General features: G+C 64.2%; 18 protein-coding genes and 1 riboswitch. Of the genes, 3 read left to right on the top strand and 15 right to left on the bottom strand.

Annotated elements, in window-relative coordinates:
• Nucleotides 1–26 precede the first annotated feature (26 nt).
• Nucleotides 27–803, bottom strand: a complete 777-nt coding sequence (locus tag AAFN55_RS03940; RefSeq protein ID WP_347797571.1) for a cobalamin-binding protein — start codon at nucleotides 801–803, stop codon at nucleotides 27–29.
• Nucleotides 800–994 (bottom strand): hypothetical protein, encoded by a 195-nt coding sequence (locus AAFN55_RS03935; RefSeq protein WP_347797570.1) that lies wholly within the window; start codon nucleotides 992–994, stop codon nucleotides 800–802. The genes AAFN55_RS03940 and AAFN55_RS03935 overlap by 4 nt, the downstream gene beginning before the upstream one ends.
• A 138-nt stretch (nucleotides 995–1,132) precedes the next feature.
• A riboswitch (cobalamin riboswitch) is annotated at nucleotides 1,133–1,347 on the bottom strand.
• A 117-nt stretch (nucleotides 1,348–1,464) separates the two neighbouring features.
• On the opposite strand from AAFN55_RS03935, the gene AAFN55_RS03930 reads away from it, so the two are divergent.
• Nucleotides 1,465–3,588: a catalase gene (locus AAFN55_RS03930; RefSeq protein ID WP_347797569.1), complete on the top strand. Its 2,124-nt coding sequence runs from the start codon at nucleotides 1,465–1,467 to the stop codon at nucleotides 3,586–3,588.
• A gap of 15 nt (nucleotides 3,589–3,603) precedes the next feature.
• Here the strand turns inward: AAFN55_RS03930 and AAFN55_RS03925 are convergent, their stop codons facing one another.
• The 7 genes from AAFN55_RS03925 to AAFN55_RS03895 form a co-directional block, all read right to left on the bottom strand.
• Nucleotides 3,604–4,377: an exodeoxyribonuclease III gene (locus tag AAFN55_RS03925; RefSeq protein ID WP_347797568.1), complete on the bottom strand. Its 774-nt coding sequence runs from the start codon at nucleotides 4,375–4,377 to the stop codon at nucleotides 3,604–3,606.
• The gene (locus AAFN55_RS03920) at nucleotides 4,374–5,009 is read right to left on the bottom strand and encodes an alpha/beta family hydrolase (protein WP_347797567.1); all 636 of its coding nucleotides are present in this window, start codon (nucleotides 5,007–5,009) and stop codon (nucleotides 4,374–4,376) included. The genes AAFN55_RS03925 and AAFN55_RS03920 overlap by 4 nt, the downstream gene beginning before the upstream one ends.
• A gap of 66 nt (nucleotides 5,010–5,075) precedes the next feature.
• The gene (modC, locus tag AAFN55_RS03915; RefSeq protein WP_347797566.1) at nucleotides 5,076–6,167 is read right to left on the bottom strand and encodes a molybdenum ABC transporter ATP-binding protein; all 1,092 of its coding nucleotides are present in this window, start codon (nucleotides 6,165–6,167) and stop codon (nucleotides 5,076–5,078) included.
• Nucleotides 6,164–6,865 (bottom strand): molybdate ABC transporter permease subunit, encoded by a 702-nt coding sequence (modB, locus tag AAFN55_RS03910; protein ID WP_347797565.1) that lies wholly within the window; start codon nucleotides 6,863–6,865, stop codon nucleotides 6,164–6,166. The genes modC and modB overlap by 4 nt, the downstream gene beginning before the upstream one ends.
• Nucleotides 6,866–6,879: 14 nt before the next feature.
• Complete coding sequence (gene modA, locus AAFN55_RS03905; protein WP_347797564.1) at nucleotides 6,880–7,683, bottom strand: molybdate ABC transporter substrate-binding protein; 804 nt, start codon at nucleotides 7,681–7,683, stop codon at nucleotides 6,880–6,882.
• Nucleotides 7,684–7,781: 98 nt separating this feature from the next.
• A complete protein-coding gene (locus AAFN55_RS03900; protein WP_347797563.1) occupies nucleotides 7,782–8,153 on the bottom strand; it encodes a LysR family transcriptional regulator in 372 nt (123 codons plus the stop codon).
• A gap of 53 nt (nucleotides 8,154–8,206) precedes the next feature.
• Complete coding sequence (locus AAFN55_RS03895) at nucleotides 8,207–9,211, bottom strand: Ldh family oxidoreductase (protein ID WP_347797562.1); 1,005 nt, start codon at nucleotides 9,209–9,211, stop codon at nucleotides 8,207–8,209.
• A 236-nt stretch (nucleotides 9,212–9,447) separates the two neighbouring features.
• Between AAFN55_RS03895 and AAFN55_RS03890 the strand changes: the two genes are divergently transcribed.
• Together AAFN55_RS03890 and AAFN55_RS03885 are read left to right on the top strand one after the other, a co-directional pair.
• Complete coding sequence (locus tag AAFN55_RS03890) at nucleotides 9,448–10,476, top strand: SIS domain-containing protein (RefSeq protein WP_347797561.1); 1,029 nt, start codon at nucleotides 9,448–9,450, stop codon at nucleotides 10,474–10,476.
• Nucleotides 10,477–10,739: 263 nt separating this feature from the next.
• Nucleotides 10,740–10,940 carry a hypothetical protein gene (locus tag AAFN55_RS03885; protein ID WP_347797560.1) on the top strand — a complete coding sequence of 67 codons (201 nt, stop codon included), beginning with the start codon at nucleotides 10,740–10,742 and terminating at the stop codon, nucleotides 10,938–10,940.
• A 45-nt stretch (nucleotides 10,941–10,985) separates the two neighbouring features.
• On the opposite strand, the gene rpsU is transcribed toward AAFN55_RS03885, so the two are convergent.
• The 6 genes from rpsU to cysG form a co-directional block, all read right to left on the bottom strand.
• Nucleotides 10,986–11,255, bottom strand: coding sequence for a 30S ribosomal protein S21 (gene rpsU / locus AAFN55_RS03880; RefSeq protein ID WP_347797559.1), 270 nt, complete (start codon nucleotides 11,253–11,255; stop codon nucleotides 10,986–10,988).
• 202 nt (nucleotides 11,256–11,457) lie between these two features.
• Nucleotides 11,458–11,994 (bottom strand): DUF934 domain-containing protein, encoded by a 537-nt coding sequence (locus tag AAFN55_RS03875; RefSeq protein ID WP_347797558.1) that lies wholly within the window; start codon nucleotides 11,992–11,994, stop codon nucleotides 11,458–11,460.
• Nucleotides 11,995–12,004: 10 nt separating this feature from the next.
• Nucleotides 12,005–12,757 (bottom strand): phosphoadenylyl-sulfate reductase, encoded by a 753-nt coding sequence (locus AAFN55_RS03870; protein WP_347797557.1) that lies wholly within the window; start codon nucleotides 12,755–12,757, stop codon nucleotides 12,005–12,007.
• Nucleotides 12,732–14,402 (bottom strand): nitrite/sulfite reductase, encoded by a 1,671-nt coding sequence (locus tag AAFN55_RS03865; protein WP_347797556.1) that lies wholly within the window; start codon nucleotides 14,400–14,402, stop codon nucleotides 12,732–12,734. Before AAFN55_RS03865 ends, AAFN55_RS03870 begins: the two co-directional genes overlap by 26 nt.
• Nucleotides 14,403–14,427: 25 nt before the next feature.
• Nucleotides 14,428–14,736: a DUF2849 domain-containing protein gene (locus AAFN55_RS03860; protein WP_347797555.1), complete on the bottom strand. Its 309-nt coding sequence runs from the start codon at nucleotides 14,734–14,736 to the stop codon at nucleotides 14,428–14,430.
• Nucleotides 14,737–14,749: 13 nt separating this feature from the next.
• The gene (gene cysG, locus AAFN55_RS03855; protein ID WP_347797554.1) at nucleotides 14,750–16,207 is read right to left on the bottom strand and encodes a siroheme synthase CysG; all 1,458 of its coding nucleotides are present in this window, start codon (nucleotides 16,205–16,207) and stop codon (nucleotides 14,750–14,752) included.
• Between the last annotated feature and the right edge of the window lie 29 nt (nucleotides 16,208–16,236).

Genomic DNA, 16,236 nt, shown 5'->3' with positions numbered 1-16,236 from the left:
ATAAGCTTGCTGTTCATGATTATGATTCAGACGCCGTGAAGGGCCGCAACGATAGTGTCGAGCCCGTCGGTCAACGCCGCAGGACCGGGCTGGAGGATTAGCGGCGATTTGATCTCGACGATGCGGTCGTTGCGGATCGCGGGGATCGCCTGCCAGCCGGGGCGCTGACGAATCCGGTCGGGCACGACCTTCTTGCCGCACCACGATGCGAGGATCACGTCGGGAGCGGCCGCGATCACATCGTCACCCGTCAGAATGCGGTCCTTCGCGGCTTTCTGGGCGGAAAGCTGCGGGAACGCGTCCTCGCCGCCCGCGATGGTGATCAACTCGGCGACCCAGCCGATGCCGCTGATCATCGGATCGTCCCACTCCTCGAAATAGACGCGAGGACGCGGGCCGGCGCGGCTCGTGGCGGCGATGACGCGCAGGCGGTCTTCGTATCCCTGCGCCAGCGTCTCCGCCTTCTCGACAGCACCCACCAGCGCGCCGAGCGTGCGGATCATCGCCCGAATGCCTGCAACGTCGCGCTGGTTGAAGGCATGGACCGCGATGCCCGCCCGGATGAGTTCGGCCGCGATATCCGCCTGGAGATCGGAGAAGGTCAGAACGAGGTCGGGGTCGAGAGCCAGAATCTTGGGCATGTCGGCTGAGGTGAAGGCCGAGACGCGTGGTTTCTCGCGGCGCACCTGCGGTGGGCGCACCGCATAGCCGGAAACGCCGACGATCCGATCCTGCTCACCCAGGAGATAGAGCGTCTCGACGGTCTCCTCGGTCAGGCAGACGATGCGCCGGGCTCCACTCAATGCGCGCTGCCTCCCAGTTCCTCGACGAGCGACACGAACATGCCGCGCAGCCTGACCGGCCCCTCATGCGGCCCGTCGTAACGCGACAGCCGCGCGACTTCGCGCATCGCGGCGACTGTCAGGTCGATATTCTCCGGCTGAGCCATCAACCAGGACAGGAAGACCTGTTCCGGCGCCGGAACGCGTTTCATGGAAGCGGGATTTTCAACATATTCGGCAGTCGCAGGCATCATCTTCCCCGATGGTTGGGAGGAGAGCTTCAGCGAACGCATGCCATGTGACGCGGGTCGATACCCACGACTGCAAGCGTACACCGGGCACCCCGCCCGTGGACGTTCACATATCGAGGCAGGTCTCCTGGCTCGCGGGTCATCGCTTCTGTCCGGCCTTCCCGGCGACATCCTCGCCAGTGGCATCGTTAGACATGAGCTCGCCGCTTACAGTTGCGGGGGCAGCGTCGGATTTGCGCGAGCGCGCACCGACTTCCCTCTTAGCCTCCAAGCCTCGAAAGAGACTCGGAAGAACCACGATGCGCGTACTAGAGGACGACGCCGAACACGAGTCAATCCGCTCGTGCGGAACATAGCTTCGAGGTGACAGTTGGTTCTGTGAAGGTTTGCGCCGGTGCTGCGCGCAAGACTGAACCTCGAAGGGACACTCCATGGCGAAGAAACAGACCCCCGCGGCACCGCCGCCGGCGAAAGAGCAAGTCACGATCCACGACCAGACGCTTGTTCGCGGGCAAGGCGGAGAACTGCACCAGATCGCCGAGGGCGACGCGCCCGTCTTGACGACCGCGCAGGGCGGCCCTGTCGCGGACGACCAGAACACGCTGAAATATGGCGCGCGCGGTCCGACGCTGATCGAGGATTTCCACTTTCGCGAGAAAATCTTCCACTTCGACCACGAGCGCATTCCGGAGCGCGTGGTGCATGCGCGCGGCTACGGCGCGCATGGCTATTTCGAGACCTACGACTCGCTCGCCAAATACACCCGCGCCGATATCTTTCAGCGCGCAGGCGAGAAGACACCCGCCTTCGTTCGCTTCTCGACCGTCGCGGGCTCCAAGGGGTCCTTCGACCTCGCCCGCGACGTGCGGGGCTTCGCCGTCAAGCTCTATACTCAGGAGGGCAACTGGGACATCGTCGGCAACAACATTCCGGTCTTCTTCATTCAGGACGCCATCAAGTTTCCCGACATCGTCCATTCCGTGAAACCCGAACCCGATCGCGGCTTTCCGCAAGCGGCATCGGCGCACGACAATTTCTGGGACTTCATCTCGCTCACACCGGAATCGATGCACATGATCATGTGGGTCATGTCGGATCGCGCCATTCCACGCTCCTTCCGCTTCATGGAAGGGTTCGGCGTCCACACCTTCCGCTTCCTCGATGCCGACGACAAATCGACCTTCGTCAAGTTTCTCTGGAAGCCGAAGCTCGGCATGCAGTCGGTCGTCTGGAACGAGGCGGTCAAGATCAATGGCGCCGATCCCGACTTCCACCGCCGCGATTTGTGGGACGCGATCCAGGCTGGCGACTATCCCGAATGGGAGTTGCAGGTACAGCTCTTCGACCAGGACTTCGCCGACGCATTCGACTTCGACATCCTCGATGCGACCAAGCTGATCCCCGAGGAGGTTCTCAAGCCGATCCCGGTCGGCCGCCTTGTTCTGGATCGAATGCCGGACAATTTCTTCGCGGAGACCGAGCAGGTCGCGTTCATGACGCAGAACGTGCCGCCCGGGATCGATTTCTCCAATGATCCGCTGCTTCAGGGACGCAACTTTTCCTATCTCGACACGCAGATCAAAAGACTGGGATCGACCAACTTTACGCATATCCCGATCAACGCGCCGAAATGCCCGTTCCATCATTTCCAGCAGGACGGACATATGGCGATGCGCAACCCGGTCGGGCGCGTGAACTACCAGCCGAACTCCTGGGGCGAAGGCCCGCGCGAGAGCCCGGAGCGCGGGTTCCGTTCCTATGCCGAGACGGTAGAAGGCCCGAAGGTGCGGCTGCGGGCGGAAAGCTTTGCCGACCACTACAGCCAGGCCAGGCAGTTCTACGGCAGCCAGACGGAAACCGAGCAGCGCCATATCGCGATGGCGCTCACCTTCGAACTGTCGAAAGTGGAAACGCCTGTGATCCGCGAACGGGTCGTTTCGCATCTGCTCAACATCGACCAGACCCTTGCCGCGACGGTGGCCGAAAAACTCGGCATCACCAAACTGCCCAAACCCGCCGATGCTGCAGTCACGCCGCGCGACGATCTTGCGCCGTCCAAGGCGCTTTCGATCATCCAGAATGGACCCGAGAGCTTCAAGGGCAGGAAGCTTGGCGTTCTCGTCAGCGATGGCGTGGACGCGAAGCTGGTGAAGGCGTTGCAGACGGCGATCGACAAGATCGGAGCCGTGATGGAAATCGTCGCGCCCAAGGTCGGCGGCGTCACGGCGTCCGACGGGACGGCGATTGAAGCCGATCACATGATCGACGGTGGCCCTTCCGTGCTGTTCGACGCGGTCGCGCTGCTTGTGTCCAAGGAGGGCGCCGCCCTTCTCGCGCAGGAAGCGGCGGCGCGCGATTTCGTCGCCGACGCGTTCGCGCACTGCAAGTTCATAGGACACTCGGTGGACGCCGAGGCGCTACTGGTGAAAGGCGGGATCGCCGGCGGCGAGGATGCGGGCGTGATCGCGCTCGATTCCGCAGGCGCCGCGACCGGGTTCCTGGATGCGTGCGGCAAACTTCGCCTCTGGGAGCGGGAGACACGCGTCAAGCTGTAGCGTTGGATCGCAAGATCACGCATCCAGCGTGACCCAGGCAGGGGCGTGGTCGCTTGCACCGTCACGCCCCCGCACGTCGCGATCGACGCCCGCATCGGTCAGCCGGTCGCGCAGATTGGGGCTCAGCAGCAGATGGTCGAGCCGCAGCCCCGCATCTCTCGGCCAGCGCTGCCGTTTGTAATCCCAGAAGGTGTAGATGCGGTCCCCGCCGTGGCGATGTCTGATCGCGTCGGTCCAGCTTCGCCCCAGAAGCGTGCGGAACGCAGCGCGGCTCTCGGGCTGAATCAGCGCATCGTCGTCCCACGATCTGGTCGGATAGATATCCAGATCGGTGGGCGCGACATTGAAATCGCCCGCCAGCACGACCGGTGCCCCGGTCCTGCGCAGCGCGGTGGCGTGCCGCGCGAGGCGCGACAGCCAGCCAAGCTTGTAGTCGAATTTCGGGCCGGGCTGCGGGTTGCCGTTCGGCGCGTAGATCGACGCGACCAGCACGCCGTTGACGGCGGCCTCGATGTAGCGGCTCTGGATATCCGACCGGTCGCCGGGAAGGATCGTTCGCGTCAGCACCGGTTCACCGATCCGGGACAGGATGGCGACGCCGTTCCACGTCCGCTGGCCTTTCCACACGGCGTCGTAGCCGGCCTCCTTCAAAGCTTCGTGCGGAAATGCGTCGTCAGCCGCCTTCAACTCCTGCAGGCAGACCACGTCGGGGTGCGCCTCGTCGAGCCAGTCGAGCAGGTTCGGTAAACGGCGGTTGACATTGTTGATGTTGAAAGTCGCAATCTTCATGCGCGCAGCCGCGACGACCACGCTCCGACGGCCTCGGCCAGCGTCTTCATGTGATCGGCAGCCGTGAAGCCGAATATGGATTTGCGCGGTTTCAGATCGTGGTCACCGTCCTCGAGCCAGAGGATCTCGATCCAGTCCGACAGGGTGTAGCCGGACACCTCCTCGCGCGTGCCGAACGGATCCCGCGTTCCCTGGCAGATCAGGGTGGGCGTCTTGAGGTCCGCCAGATGCGCGGTGCGAAGCTGTTGCGGTTTCGCCGGCGGGTGGAACGGATAGCCGAGGCACAGCAGCCCGGCTATGCGCCCGAGAGCATGAAGATCGTCCGCAGCCATCGAGGCGACGCGCCCGCCCATCGACTTGCCGCCGATGACCAGCGGCCCGCGCGCGCCAAGTGCATCGATCGCCGCCACGTATTCGGCGATCAGGGTTTCCGCGCGCGGCGGAGGCTTTCGTCCGCCCGATCGCCGGGCGGCCATGTAGCCGAACTCGAAGCGTGCGACCCTGAGGCCTTCGGCCGCAAGTGCCTTCGCGACGGCAGTCATCGAGGCCGAGTCCATCGGCGCGCCGGCGCCATGGGCAAGCAGCACCGTCACGGCCGCGTCCGCCGGTCCATCGAAAAGAAAGTCTGTCACCTTGGTCCTCGCGCGACGATCATCGTCTGGACGATAGGTGAGCGCGTAGGCTGCTTCAACTCGCGATCAACCGAAGGGCGGCGAAACATCCTCGATGCTGACGCTCTTCACGATCGCGAAGACCGGCCTTCCCGGCTTCAGGGCAAGCGCGTGCACCGAATGGCGCGTGATGCGGGAGAACAGACGATCGCCGCCGCAATCCACCGCCACGAGCGCATCCGCTCCATCGCTCTCGGATATCTCGGCGACCGTTCCCGACAGAACGTTCAGCGCACTCAACTGGTCGGGTCTTTTCGTCGCCAGCATCACGTCGCGCGCCCTGACCCGCGCGTTCACCACCGAACCCGGCTCCGCGTCGATCGACGGGAGATGCCATTCGCCATGGAGCGATTGGAACAGGCTGAGCCCGAAATCCGGTTCCCTTGAGACAAGCTGCAGCCGGACGACGGCGCCGGCTTCCGACCGTTCCTCGCCACGTACGAGATCGAGCCGGGCGAGAACATCGCGGGTCGGACCCGACGCCGTGACACGGCCTGCCGACAGCGCCACGATGTCGGTCGCGAGGCGCGCCACTTCGAGGATCGAATGGCTGACATAGACGATCGGAATCTTCGTCTCGTCGCGAAGCCGCTCCAGATAGGGGATGATTTCCGCCTTGCGCGCTTCGTCCAGCGAGGCCAGCGGCTCATCCATCAGGATCAGCCTCGGACTCGCGATCAGCGCACGCCCGATCGCGACGCGCTGGCGCTCCCCGCCCGACAGTGATGCCGGGCGCCGTTGCAGCAGATGCCCGATGCCGAGCAGATCAACCACCGCGCCAAACTCCGCATAACGCTCGGATGCGGGCGCGAAGAAGCGGCCATAGCGGAGGTTCTGGTCGACGGTCAGGTGCGGAAACAGCCGTGCATCCTGAAAGACGTACCCGATGCGGCGGCGGTGCGGCGGAACGAATTTTCGCGATGCTGTATCCATCAAGACACGGCCGTCGATCTCGATGCGGCCGCTATCCGGCCGCGACAGTCCACCGATCAGATTGACCAGCGACGTCTTGCCGGACCCGGACGGGCCAAAGAGCGCGGTGAAGCTGCCGCTGCCCTCGAACGCGACCTCGAGGTCGAAGGCTCCCAGTGTCTTCCTGACCGAGACTGCGAGCGTCATTCGATCTCCATACGCCGGCTGACGCGGCGGGCGAATATCTCGGACGCGATCAACGCCATCATGGCGATCGCGATCGACACAAGCGTCAGCCGCAGCGCGCCGAGATTGCCGCCGGGCACTTGCGTGAACGTGTAGATCGCGGATGGCAATGTCTGGGTTTCGCCGGGAATGTTGGACACGAAGGTGATCGTTGCGCCGAATTCGCCCATCGCCTTTGCGAATGCGAGGATCAGCCCGGCGATGATGCCCGGCAGGATCAGCGGCAGGGTGATCGTGACGAAGACCCAGACGGGATTGGCGCCGAGCGTGCCGGCGGCGGCCTCAAGCTTGCGGTCGACCGCTTCGATCGACAGCCGGATCGCGCGCACCATCAGCGGAAAGGCCATGATCGCGCAGGCCAGCGCTGCGCCTGTCCAGCGAAAGGAAAAGACGATGCCGCAGCAGGATTCGAGGACGGATCCCACCGGCCCACGCCGACCGAAAGTCAGGAGCAGGAGATATCCGGTGACGACCGGCGGCAGGATCAGCGGCAGATGGACGATGCCGTTCAGCACCGACTTGCCCCAGAATTCCTTGCGCGCGAGCACCCACGCTATGGCTATGCCAAGCGGCAGGCTCGCGAGCGACGCCCAGAGCGAAACCCAGATGGAGAGGCGGACGGCGGTCCACTCGTCCGGGCTCAGTACCAACCACTCCATCGATCAGTCTGCCCTCAATTGGTGGAGGACGGGGACAGTACCGTGAAGCCCTGCTCTTCGAACAGTCCCTTTGCGGTTGTCGACTGAACGAACTCCAGGAAGGCCGCGGCATCGGGCGCGTCGGACTCTGCGAGTTCGGCTACCGGATAGACGATGGGAGGATGCGTATCGTCCGGAAACACGTCGACTGTCTTCACCTGCGGATCAGCCGCGGCATCCGTCTCATAGACGATGCCCAGCGGTGCCTCTCCGGTCGAAACGAACGCCAGCGCGGCGCGGACGTTTTCGGCCTGCGCAACTTTTGCTTCGACGGATGCCCAGACGCCAAGCGCCTCGAGCGAGGCCTTGCCGTATTTTCCTGCGGGAACGGAATCGATGTTGGCCATCGCCAGGCGACCGTCACCGAGCAACGATGCGAGGTCGAAGTCCGGAGCGATTTTCGTTTCGACGGTGGAATCGGCAGGCGCAACAAGGACGATGCGGTTGCCGAGCAACTGCGTCTCGGTCTCCTTCTTCGTCAGGTTCTTCTCGGAGAGATAGGCCAACCAGTCGAGATCGGCGGACATGAAGATGTCGGCGGGCGCGCCCTCTTCGATCTGCTTGGCGAGCGCCGAACTGGCCGCATAGGAAATCGTCGCTTCCTTGCCCGTCTCCTGTTTCCAGGCTGCGTTCACTTCATCGAGTGCGGTCTTGAGGCTTGCGGCCGCAAAGACGGTCACGTTCTCCTGAGCGACGGCAGAAGGCATCGGGGCCAGGACGAGCGCTGCAAGAGCGAGGGCCGCAGCACCAAACCTGAGAAGACGTCGCCTGTTGGTCATCATCATGTTTCCTCCAAAGACGGCGATGCCGGATACCGATATAGACATCAGGCTATATCGGCCATCGTGCGTTCACAAGAGCCTTTCATGCCGGGATTTCAGGAACTATGCGGCGGCTCGACGATCAGAGCGTTGAAGGCGTCCATCTCGGCCGCGACGGCGGCGGCGGCCTTGGCCTCTATGGCCCGGTAGCGGGCGAGGACATCCCGTCCCATCGGCGTGAGATGCGCGCCGCCATGGCCGCTGCCGCCCCGGCTTGCTTCCACCAGCGGGCTGGCGAAATGGCTGTTCATCGCATCGAGGAGATACCACGCCTTCTTGTAGCTCATCCCCATCGATCGCCCCGCAGCGGAGATCGAGCCGGTCGCGGCAATCGCCTCGAGGAGGTCGGCCTTGCCCGGGCCGATCATCGCCGTTCGGCCGAGGAGAAGCCGAAAGCGGAGGCGTGGCTGGGGTGTCTTCTGGTCCATCAGCACAGAATATCTTCTGGAGCCGGCAAAGTCAGTCGCCCTGTTTCCGTTTTTCAGCCGCCGGCGATCCGGCGGATCTGGTCGAGGAGATCGGTTTCAACCGGGATCCCGTCTCGCATGAAACGTTGGCGCATTGCGTGACGCCTGCTGCCCGGCACGCGCGCGCCTTCCTGGCCCGCAATCGCTTCCGCCATCAGGCCGAAGCGCGCGAGCGCGTTGCCGCTGAAAAGTGCCGGGTCTATCGCGATGATCATCTGGCCGTTGCCGGGCGGCGCGCCTTCGGCATCGAACAGAGACGACTGCTCGAATGCGAAATTCGCGCCGGTCAGACCAGCGCACAGGAGCTCGACCATCAGCGCCAGCGCGGTGCCCTTCGCATCGCCGAGCGGAACCATGAATCCGTTCATGGCGGCGGCCGCATCGGTCGTGGGCCTGCCCTCGGCGTCCGTCGCCCAGCCTTCGGGGATCGGCTTGCCGCTCTGGTTCGCGGCCATGATCTTGCCGCGCGCGACCTTGGAAAGCGAGACGTCGACGACGATCGGCGGCGCATCGTCTGCGGGACACGCGAAGGCGACCGGATCGGTGCCGAAGAGCGCGCGCCGCCCGCCCCATGGCGCCATCGCTGCGGGCGTATTGGCAAACATGAGGGCGACGAGTCCGCGATCGGCCAGCGCCTCCACCGTGAGACCAGCAACGCCGGCATGATGCGAGCGCGTTATGCCCGCCATTGCGATTCCCTGCTCGCGCGCCATCGGGTCGATCGTGTCAATCGCAAGATCGAGCGCTGGAAAGGCGAAGCCGTGCCCCGCATCGACGAGAATTGCGGCCGGCCGCATCTGCTTTGCAGTTGGCCGTGCCTGCCCGTTCACCTTGCCGACCCGCGCCTGTGCCGTGTAGGCAGCGACCCGGCGCAGGCCATGACCGCCCTGCCCGACCAGTTCCGCGCCGACAAGCGCGCGGGCAACGGACTCCGCGTTTTCCCGCGACGTGTCGGATGCGATAAGGGCCGCCACGACAAGAGCGTGGGCATCGTCGGGCGTGATCGTCGTCTCGTTCATCCGGTTCGTCCCATCATTATGATATGCGGCGGGATACGAACGTCATTGCACGCGTCACACTCGCGATAGGCTGCGTGGCAGCATCTATGACGCTCAACACGCGGTCAGGCAAAAAGACCTGAGTCGGCGCGAGCGCGCAACGCAATCAACCGAATGCCGGCGAGACAAAAGCATCTTGCATTCTCTGCGGACGGGATGCAGGGCAGGCGCGGCAGTAACACAGAGAGGAGGCGCTCATGACGCAGACGATGATGGCAAGCGAGACGCGGGAGATTCCGTCGGTCGTCGCGCGGCAGATCGAACACGGCATGGACGCGTACGCCGCGATGGGCACCGCCTTGCGCGAACGCGCGCCGGCCTTTCTGGTCACGTCTGCGCGCGGCACGTCCGACCACGCTGCGACCTATCTGAAATATCTCGTCGAGACGCGTCTCGGCATCGCCGTCGCATCGATGGGGCCGTCGGTGGCATCGATCTACAAGACGTCGCTGCAGCTACGGCAGGCCGGGTTGGTCGCGATCTCGCAGTCCGGTGCAAGCCCCGACCTGATCTCGCTGCTCGAAGCGGGTCGCGAGGGTGGGGCGCTGACCATGGCACTGGTCAATGCGGAGGGGGCACCGGCAAGCGACGTGGCCGAGCTCGCCGCGCCCCTGCTGGCCGGCCCGGAAAAGGCCGTCGCGGCGTCGAAGAGCTATGTGGCGTCCCTCGTCGCCATTGCCGCGATCGTCGCGTCCTGGTCGCGGGACGACGAGCTTCTGGCTGCAATCCGGATGCTGCCGAAAGCGCTCGAAGCCGCGCTAGCATGTGACTGGAGCGATGCGAATGCGTCGTTCTCGGACGCAACGTCCGCCTTTTGCCTCAGCCGTGGCCCCGCGCTCACCATCGCATACGAGGCCGCGCTGAAGCTGAAGGAAACATGCGCGGTTCATGCCGAGGGTTTCAGCACGGCGGAGGTGCTGCATGGACCTCTCGTGCTGGCGGGTGAAGGATTGCGCGCGCTGGTCTTCGTGCCCCGCGATGAAGCGCGGTCGGGCGTTATAGACACGACTCGGCGCCTGTCGGCAGCCGGCGCAGATGTCTGGCTTGCGGGTGGGGCTTTAGGCGATGCCGTGCGCCGCCTGCCTTGCGCCGATGCTCCGCATCCCGCGCTCGATCCGATCTGTCAGGCAGTCTCGTTCTACGTGTTCGTGGAACAGCTTTCGCGCCTGCGCGGCAACGACCCCGACCGCCCCGCGCATCTGCGCAAGGTGACGGAAACGATCTGAAGAAGCAGGGCCGTTCGAACCGAATTGACGAGGCGAGCGCGCGGGACTGCCCAGTTTTCGACACAAACCCGGCGCGCGCGCCGGGCTGGACAGGATGGTGGAAATCTTCCGCCATCTGAAAACGCACGGTTTTCCTGCGTCCAGAATGGATAAATTGCAATTTAAGTAAAACTTTACCGTGTTACCGGCTTGATGATGTGTGTGAAGCCGACATCTGGAACAATCCGTTGCGTCGACTGTTTTCCTGAACGTGGAATCGGAAAATGTCTGAAACGAAGGCCAAACAGATGCGAGAGAGAGCGCTGACCAAGGTGATCCGAAAGGAGATCGGCTCGGACACGAATCGCCGCATGCTTGCCCGGATTCCGGCATTCAAGCCTACCATGGACGTGCCGGACGAGTTCGTTGCCCTGTTGGGCGAACTCGATCGTGCGGAACGCAGAAACCGCGGCCGCCGGCAGTAGCAGGCTAGCGGCCAAAAGGCCGCCAACCAAAATCAGCTAAATTGATTATGCCGCGTTTGCGGACGGAGCAGCCGGACGACCGGTCGGGCGCACCTTCTTCTTGGGAGCGGGAAGAAGTCCTTCGCGCTGTGCCTGCTTGCGGGCGAGCTTGCGGGACCTGCGAACGGCTTCAGCCTTCTGGCGAGCACGCTTCTCAGATGGCTTTTCGTAAGAACGGCGCGCCTTCATTTCGCGGAAGACGCCTTCGCGCTGCATTTTCTTCTTGAGGACCCGAAGGGCCTGATCGACATTGTTGTCGCGTACGATGACCTGCAATGGATTTCCTGACTTTAACGGGTTCGTCCTGTCTGTGATAAACAGGCAGAGCATGGGTAGGTCGCTGATGCGATCCTGCGGAGGGCGCCATGTCACGAGAGGTGATTGGACAATGCGTCCCGATTCCTCGGGCGCCTGAAGATACGCCCGATATAGACCCCTTGGGCCAATATGCAACCCATGAGGCCCAGAATCCGCAGGCTCAAGCGGCGGGAATGCGCCGCCACGCGTAACGCGCGCCTTCGTCCTCGGCTTTCGCGGTCGGCTGGTAATAAAACGGGATGCCGCCCACGCGCCCTTCCTCCAGGCGCTTGAGAGCGGTGGGGTTCTTCACCTCGAATTCGTTGAAACCGGTGCGGATCATCAGCGGGATCTGGTCGATGAGGACATCGCCGGAGGCGCGTACGATGCCGGTGTAGCCATGGCGCGTGCGCAGCAGTTCCGCCTTGGAATAGCTGCGGCCGTCGCTGAACGCTGGAAAGCCGAGCGAGATCAGCGGCAAAGCGTGAAGATGCGGTACGATCGCCTCGATGTTTTCGCCGGGCAGGATATGGACGCCAATCCGTCCTGCCAGCGCATCCCGCTGCTCGGGGTCGAGCGCGAGGAAGGCCTGAAGCGGCAGGATCACGCGGTGGTTGCCGGCGAGCGCGCCCGCGCTTTCCGAATGGGACCATTCGTCCTCGCGAAAGCCTTCCGGCGTCCACAGGCGCGCGCCTGGCGCGGTGTCGATCTCGTTCATGATACCGATCCTAAAGAGACGACGAGGTCAGCGACTTTTCGAGCCCTGTCAGGTGAATGCCGCATTCGGTCTTGCCCTTGCCGGCCCAACGCCCCGAACGGGCATCCTCGCCCGGTTTTGCAGGCTGCGTGCAGGGAAAGCAACCGATCGACAGGTAGCCGAAGGCGACCAGTGGATTTTCGCGCAGATCGTGCTGGCGCATATAGACCGCCAACTGCTCGGTGTTCCACCGCGCCATCGGGTTGATGCGGATGCGCTCGCCCACCGCCTCGAAAACCGGCATTGCGTTGCGTGTCGATGCCTGGAAGCGCTTGCGGCCGGTGAACCACGCCCGGAACGGCGATACCCCACGGGCCATCGGCTCTACCTTGCGGATCGCGCAGCAGCCGTCGGTGTCGGTCTTGTGCAGGTCGCCCTTCGGATCCGCGCCCGCGAGCGTTTCCTCCTTCGGGGTGACGATGCGGATGTCGGTCAGGCCGAGGTCGGAGGCAAGCTGATCGCGATAGTCGATCGTCTCGTCGAAATGCTTGCCGGTATCGAGGAAGACGATCGGTAGCGTGCGATCGATCTGCGCGATCATGTGCAGGAGAACGGCCGAATCCGCGCCGAAGGAGGACACGGCAGCGATCTTGCCCGCGCCGAAGCGTGTCGCGGCGACCGAGATGACGTCTTCCGGATCCAGCCGGCCGAAACGCGCTTCCAGCGATGCGGCGAGCTCGAACGCGTCGAGCCCGGCGTCAGGCTGCCTTTGCTTCGCCTCCATAGAGCGCCTCCTTGAACGGAGCAGCGCCAAGCCGGCGATAGGCCTGGAGGAAAGTTTCCTCGGGGCCCGCGCGGTAGGCCATGTAGGTCTCGACGACCGTCTCGATCGCGTCGGTGATTTCGTCCGGGCCAAAGCCGCGACCAACGATATCGCCGATCGAGGTGTTTTCGTCGCCGGAGCCGCCCAGCGTGACTTGATAAAGCTCCGCCCCCTTCTTCTCGACGCCGAGGATGCCGATATGGCCGACATGGTGGTGGCCGCAGGCGTTGATGCAGCCGGAAATCTTGAGCTTCAACTCGCCGATCGCCTCCTGGCGCTCCTGCGAGGCGAAGCGTTTGGCGATATCCTGCGCCACCGAGATCGAGCGGGCATTGGCGAGCGCGCAATAGTCGAGGCCGGGGCAGGCGATGATGTCCGTGATCAGGCCGGCATTCGGCGTCTCCAGACCGATCGCGACCAACCTTTCATAGACCGCCAGAAGATCGGCACGCGCGACATGCGGCAGGATCAGGTTCTGCTCGTGGCTGACGCGAATTTCGTCGAAAGCGAAGGCCTCCGCGATGTCGGCGATCGCATCCATCTGGTCGTCGGACGCATCGCCCGGTGCCTCGCCGATCCCCTTGAGCGAGATGGTGACGGCGGCGTAGTCCGGGTGACGGTGCGTGGTGACGTTGCGCTTCAGCCAGGCGGCGAAGTTGCGATTGTCGAGCTGCCCCTGTTTCACGGCCGCTTCGCCTTCGGGACGCGCGGCAAGGGCCGGCGGCGCGAAATAGGCTTCGATCGCGCGGATATCGGCATCGGGAAGCTTGAGTTCGGAGTTCTTCAACTCGGCGAACTCGGCCTCGACCTGACGGGTGAGTTCCTCGGTGCCGGTTTCATGAACGAGGATCTTGATGCGGGCCTTGTACTTGTTGTCGCGGCGGCCGTTCAGATTGTAGACGCGCAGGATCGCGGTCGAATAGGTCAGCAAATCCTCTTCGGGAAGGAAGTCGCGGATTTTCTTGGCGATCATGGGCGTACGACCCTGCCCGCCGCCGACATAGACGGCAAAGCCCAGTTCGCCGGCCGCATTCTTCTTCAGATGCAGACCAATGTCGTGGACCTGGATCGCAGCGCGGTCGCGCTCGGCACCCGTCACCGCGATCTTGAACTTGCGCGGCAGGTAGGAAAATTCCGGATGGACCGACGACCACTGCCGCAGGATTTCGGCATAAGGGCGCGGATCGGCGACTTCGTCGGCGGCAGCGCCTGCGAAATGGTCGGCAGTCACGTTGCGAATGCAATTGCCCGAAGTCTGAAGCGCATGCATCTCGACGCTTGCGAGTTCGTCGAGGATCGCCGGAATGTCGGCCAGCGCCGGCCAGTTGTACTGGATGTTCTGGCGCGTGGTGAAGTGGCCGTAGCCCTTGTCGTACTTGCGCGCGATGTGGGCGAGCACGCGCATCTGCCGCGAATTCAGCGTACCGTAGGGGATGGCGACGCGCAGCATGTAGGCGTGGAGCTGCAGGTAGACGCCGTTCATCAGCCGCAGCGGCTTGAACTGGTCTTCCGTGATCTCGCCGGCGAGGCGGCGATCCACCTGATCGCGGAATTCGCCGACGCGCGCCTTCACGAAGCCGTGGTCGAATTCATCGTAGCGGTACATGCTGGGATATCCTTGCAGGGTCTGCTTACGCGGCGGCGGCGATCTCGGGACGCGCCTGCTTGCCATGGTCGGTGCGGTTGGTCGGGCCGGATGCGCGGATCTGCTCGCGCAGGCGCGTCGGGCGGATCGAACCGTCGACAAGCTGGATGTCGATCAAATTGACGTCGACCACCTCGTTCTTGAGGTAGGCGGCCTTGCCGGCGCGTTCGAGCTTCTCTTCCGTCTCCGTGTCGCGCGCGATCTCGGCGGCATGGATCGTCTCGGCCCAGGAATGGTCGCTGGCGAGCCAAACGGCTTCACCATCGATCAGGCGGTTTGCGGTCAGGACTTTCATGAGATGCATCCTTTCACTGTGCACGGGCGAACACGCGCGCGCCCTTGTGGGCGGCGAGCGGCTCAGACTTGTCGAAATTGGCTCCGGCGACGGCGTCACCGATGATGGTCATCACCGGCCCGGTCAGGTCGGATCGATGTTCCAGCGAAGGCAGGTCGGCGAGCGTTCCATGGAACAGCTTGCGGTGACCCAGGCTCGCATTCTCGACAACGGCGACAGCCGTGTCGGGTGAGAGGCCGGCTTCGGCCAGGCGCGCCGCCACGTCAGCCGCGATCGACCGGCCCATATAGACAGCGACGGTCGCGCCGGCGACGGCGAGTTTCGCCCAGTCCGGCAGCGAATTGCCCCTGAGATCGTGACCGGTGGTGAACACCATCGAGGACGCGACGCCACGCAGCGTCAGCGGCAGCTCGAAATCGGCAGCGGCGGCGAAAGCCGCCGTCACGCCCGGCACGACCTCGTAGGAGATGCCTGCGGCACGCAACGCCGCCATCTCCTCGCCAGCACGGCCGAACACCAGCGGATCGCCCGACTTCAGCCGGACGACACGCTTGCCTTCGCGGCCGAGCTCAACCAGCAGGTCGTTGATCTCGGCCTGCGACTTCGAATGGCAACCCTTGCGCTTGCCGGCGGCAATGCGCTCCGCGTCGCGGCGACCCAGCGCGATGACCGCCTCCGGCACCAGCGCGTCATGTACGATGACGTCGGCTTCCATCAGCAGGCGATGAGCGCGCAACGTAATAAGATCTTCCGAACCGGGGCCTGCGCCCACGAGCGAGATGTGCCCGGCGGTGCGCCCGCCATTGCGCAGCAGCGCGGAGGCCGACAGGCCGGCCTGGCTCTCGTCGCCCACTGCCACCGAGTGCGCAACCTCGCCCGTGAAGAACGCCTTCCAGAACTGGCGGCGCGCATTGCCGCGCGGCAGGAGCCTTTCGGCGGCATCGCGATAGGCGCTGGCGAGCGTAGCGAGCCGCCCAAGCGACGGCGACAGCATCTGGTCGATCCGCGCCCGGATCATCTGGGCGAGAACCGGCCCTGCCCCCTCGGTGCCGATCGCGATCGCGACCGGCGCGCGATTGACCAGCGCCGGCGTGAAAAAGTCACAGAGTTCGGGGCGGTCCACCGCGTTGGCCGCAATACCGGCGCTGCGCGCATCCGCAACCACGCGCGCGTCATGCACTTCCTCGCCGGTGGCGGCGAAGACCAGAACCGCACCGTCTAGATGCGCAGGGTCATAGGCCTGGCGAACGAAGTCCACGTCATTGGCCGAGACCCAAGCGACAAGCGCTGCTTCCGGTTCCTCGGCGATGATGCGCAGCCGCGCGGAGGACTGGCTCATCAGGCGCGCCTTGGCGAGCGCCTCCTCGCCATTGCCGACGATCACGACCAGGCGACCCTCGACCCGCATGAAGACGGGGAAGGCGTTCAGCTTGGCCGGGGAAACCGACTTTGCGGGCAGGATGGCGTTCATGAGAGGTATTTTCGCTGCAACGCGCCAAT

Origin of the sequence: Mesorhizobium sp. CAU 1732, assembly GCF_039888675.1 — a bacterium.
Lineage (GTDB): Bacteria > Pseudomonadota > Alphaproteobacteria > Rhizobiales > Rhizobiaceae > Aerobium.
Note: the sequence above shows the minus strand (reverse complement) of the source record. Positions and strands in the feature narration are given on the sequence as shown.

Excerpts from the sequence above, each read along its gene's own strand:
- AAFN55_RS03900 (WP_347797563.1), bottom strand. The coding sequence starts at position 8,153 with ATGGACCAGAAGACACCCCAGCCACGCCTCCGCTTTCGGCTTCTCCTC.
- modB (WP_347797565.1), bottom strand. The coding sequence starts at position 6,865 with ATGGAGTGGTTGGTACTGAGCCCGGACGAGTGGACCGCCGTCCGCCTC.
- AAFN55_RS03925 (WP_347797568.1), bottom strand. The coding sequence starts at position 4,377 with ATGAAGATTGCGACTTTCAACATCAACAATGTCAACCGCCGTTTACCG.
- AAFN55_RS03930 (WP_347797569.1), top strand. The coding sequence starts at position 1,465 with ATGGCGAAGAAACAGACCCCCGCGGCACCGCCGCCGGCGAAAGAGCAA.
- modC (WP_347797566.1), bottom strand. The coding sequence starts at position 6,167 with ATGACGCTCGCAGTCTCGGTCAGGAAGACACTGGGAGCCTTCGACCTC.
- cysG (WP_347797554.1), bottom strand. The coding sequence starts at position 16,207 with ATGAACGCCATCCTGCCCGCAAAGTCGGTTTCCCCGGCCAAGCTGAAC.
- AAFN55_RS03860 (WP_347797555.1), bottom strand. The coding sequence starts at position 14,736 with ATGAAAGTCCTGACCGCAAACCGCCTGATCGATGGTGAAGCCGTTTGG.
- AAFN55_RS03895 (WP_347797562.1), bottom strand. The coding sequence starts at position 9,211 with ATGAACGAGACGACGATCACGCCCGACGATGCCCACGCTCTTGTCGTG.
- modA (WP_347797564.1), bottom strand. The coding sequence starts at position 7,683 with ATGACCAACAGGCGACGTCTTCTCAGGTTTGGTGCTGCGGCCCTCGCT.
- AAFN55_RS03935 (WP_347797570.1), bottom strand. The coding sequence starts at position 994 with ATGAAACGCGTTCCGGCGCCGGAACAGGTCTTCCTGTCCTGGTTGATG.
- AAFN55_RS03885 (WP_347797560.1), top strand. The coding sequence starts at position 10,740 with ATGTCTGAAACGAAGGCCAAACAGATGCGAGAGAGAGCGCTGACCAAG.
- AAFN55_RS03890 (WP_347797561.1), top strand. The coding sequence starts at position 9,448 with ATGACGCAGACGATGATGGCAAGCGAGACGCGGGAGATTCCGTCGGTC.
- AAFN55_RS03870 (WP_347797557.1), bottom strand. The coding sequence starts at position 12,757 with ATGGAGGCGAAGCAAAGGCAGCCTGACGCCGGGCTCGACGCGTTCGAG.
- AAFN55_RS03865 (WP_347797556.1), bottom strand. The coding sequence starts at position 14,402 with ATGTACCGCTACGATGAATTCGACCACGGCTTCGTGAAGGCGCGCGTC.
- AAFN55_RS03875 (WP_347797558.1), bottom strand. The coding sequence starts at position 11,994 with ATGAACGAGATCGACACCGCGCCAGGCGCGCGCCTGTGGACGCCGGAA.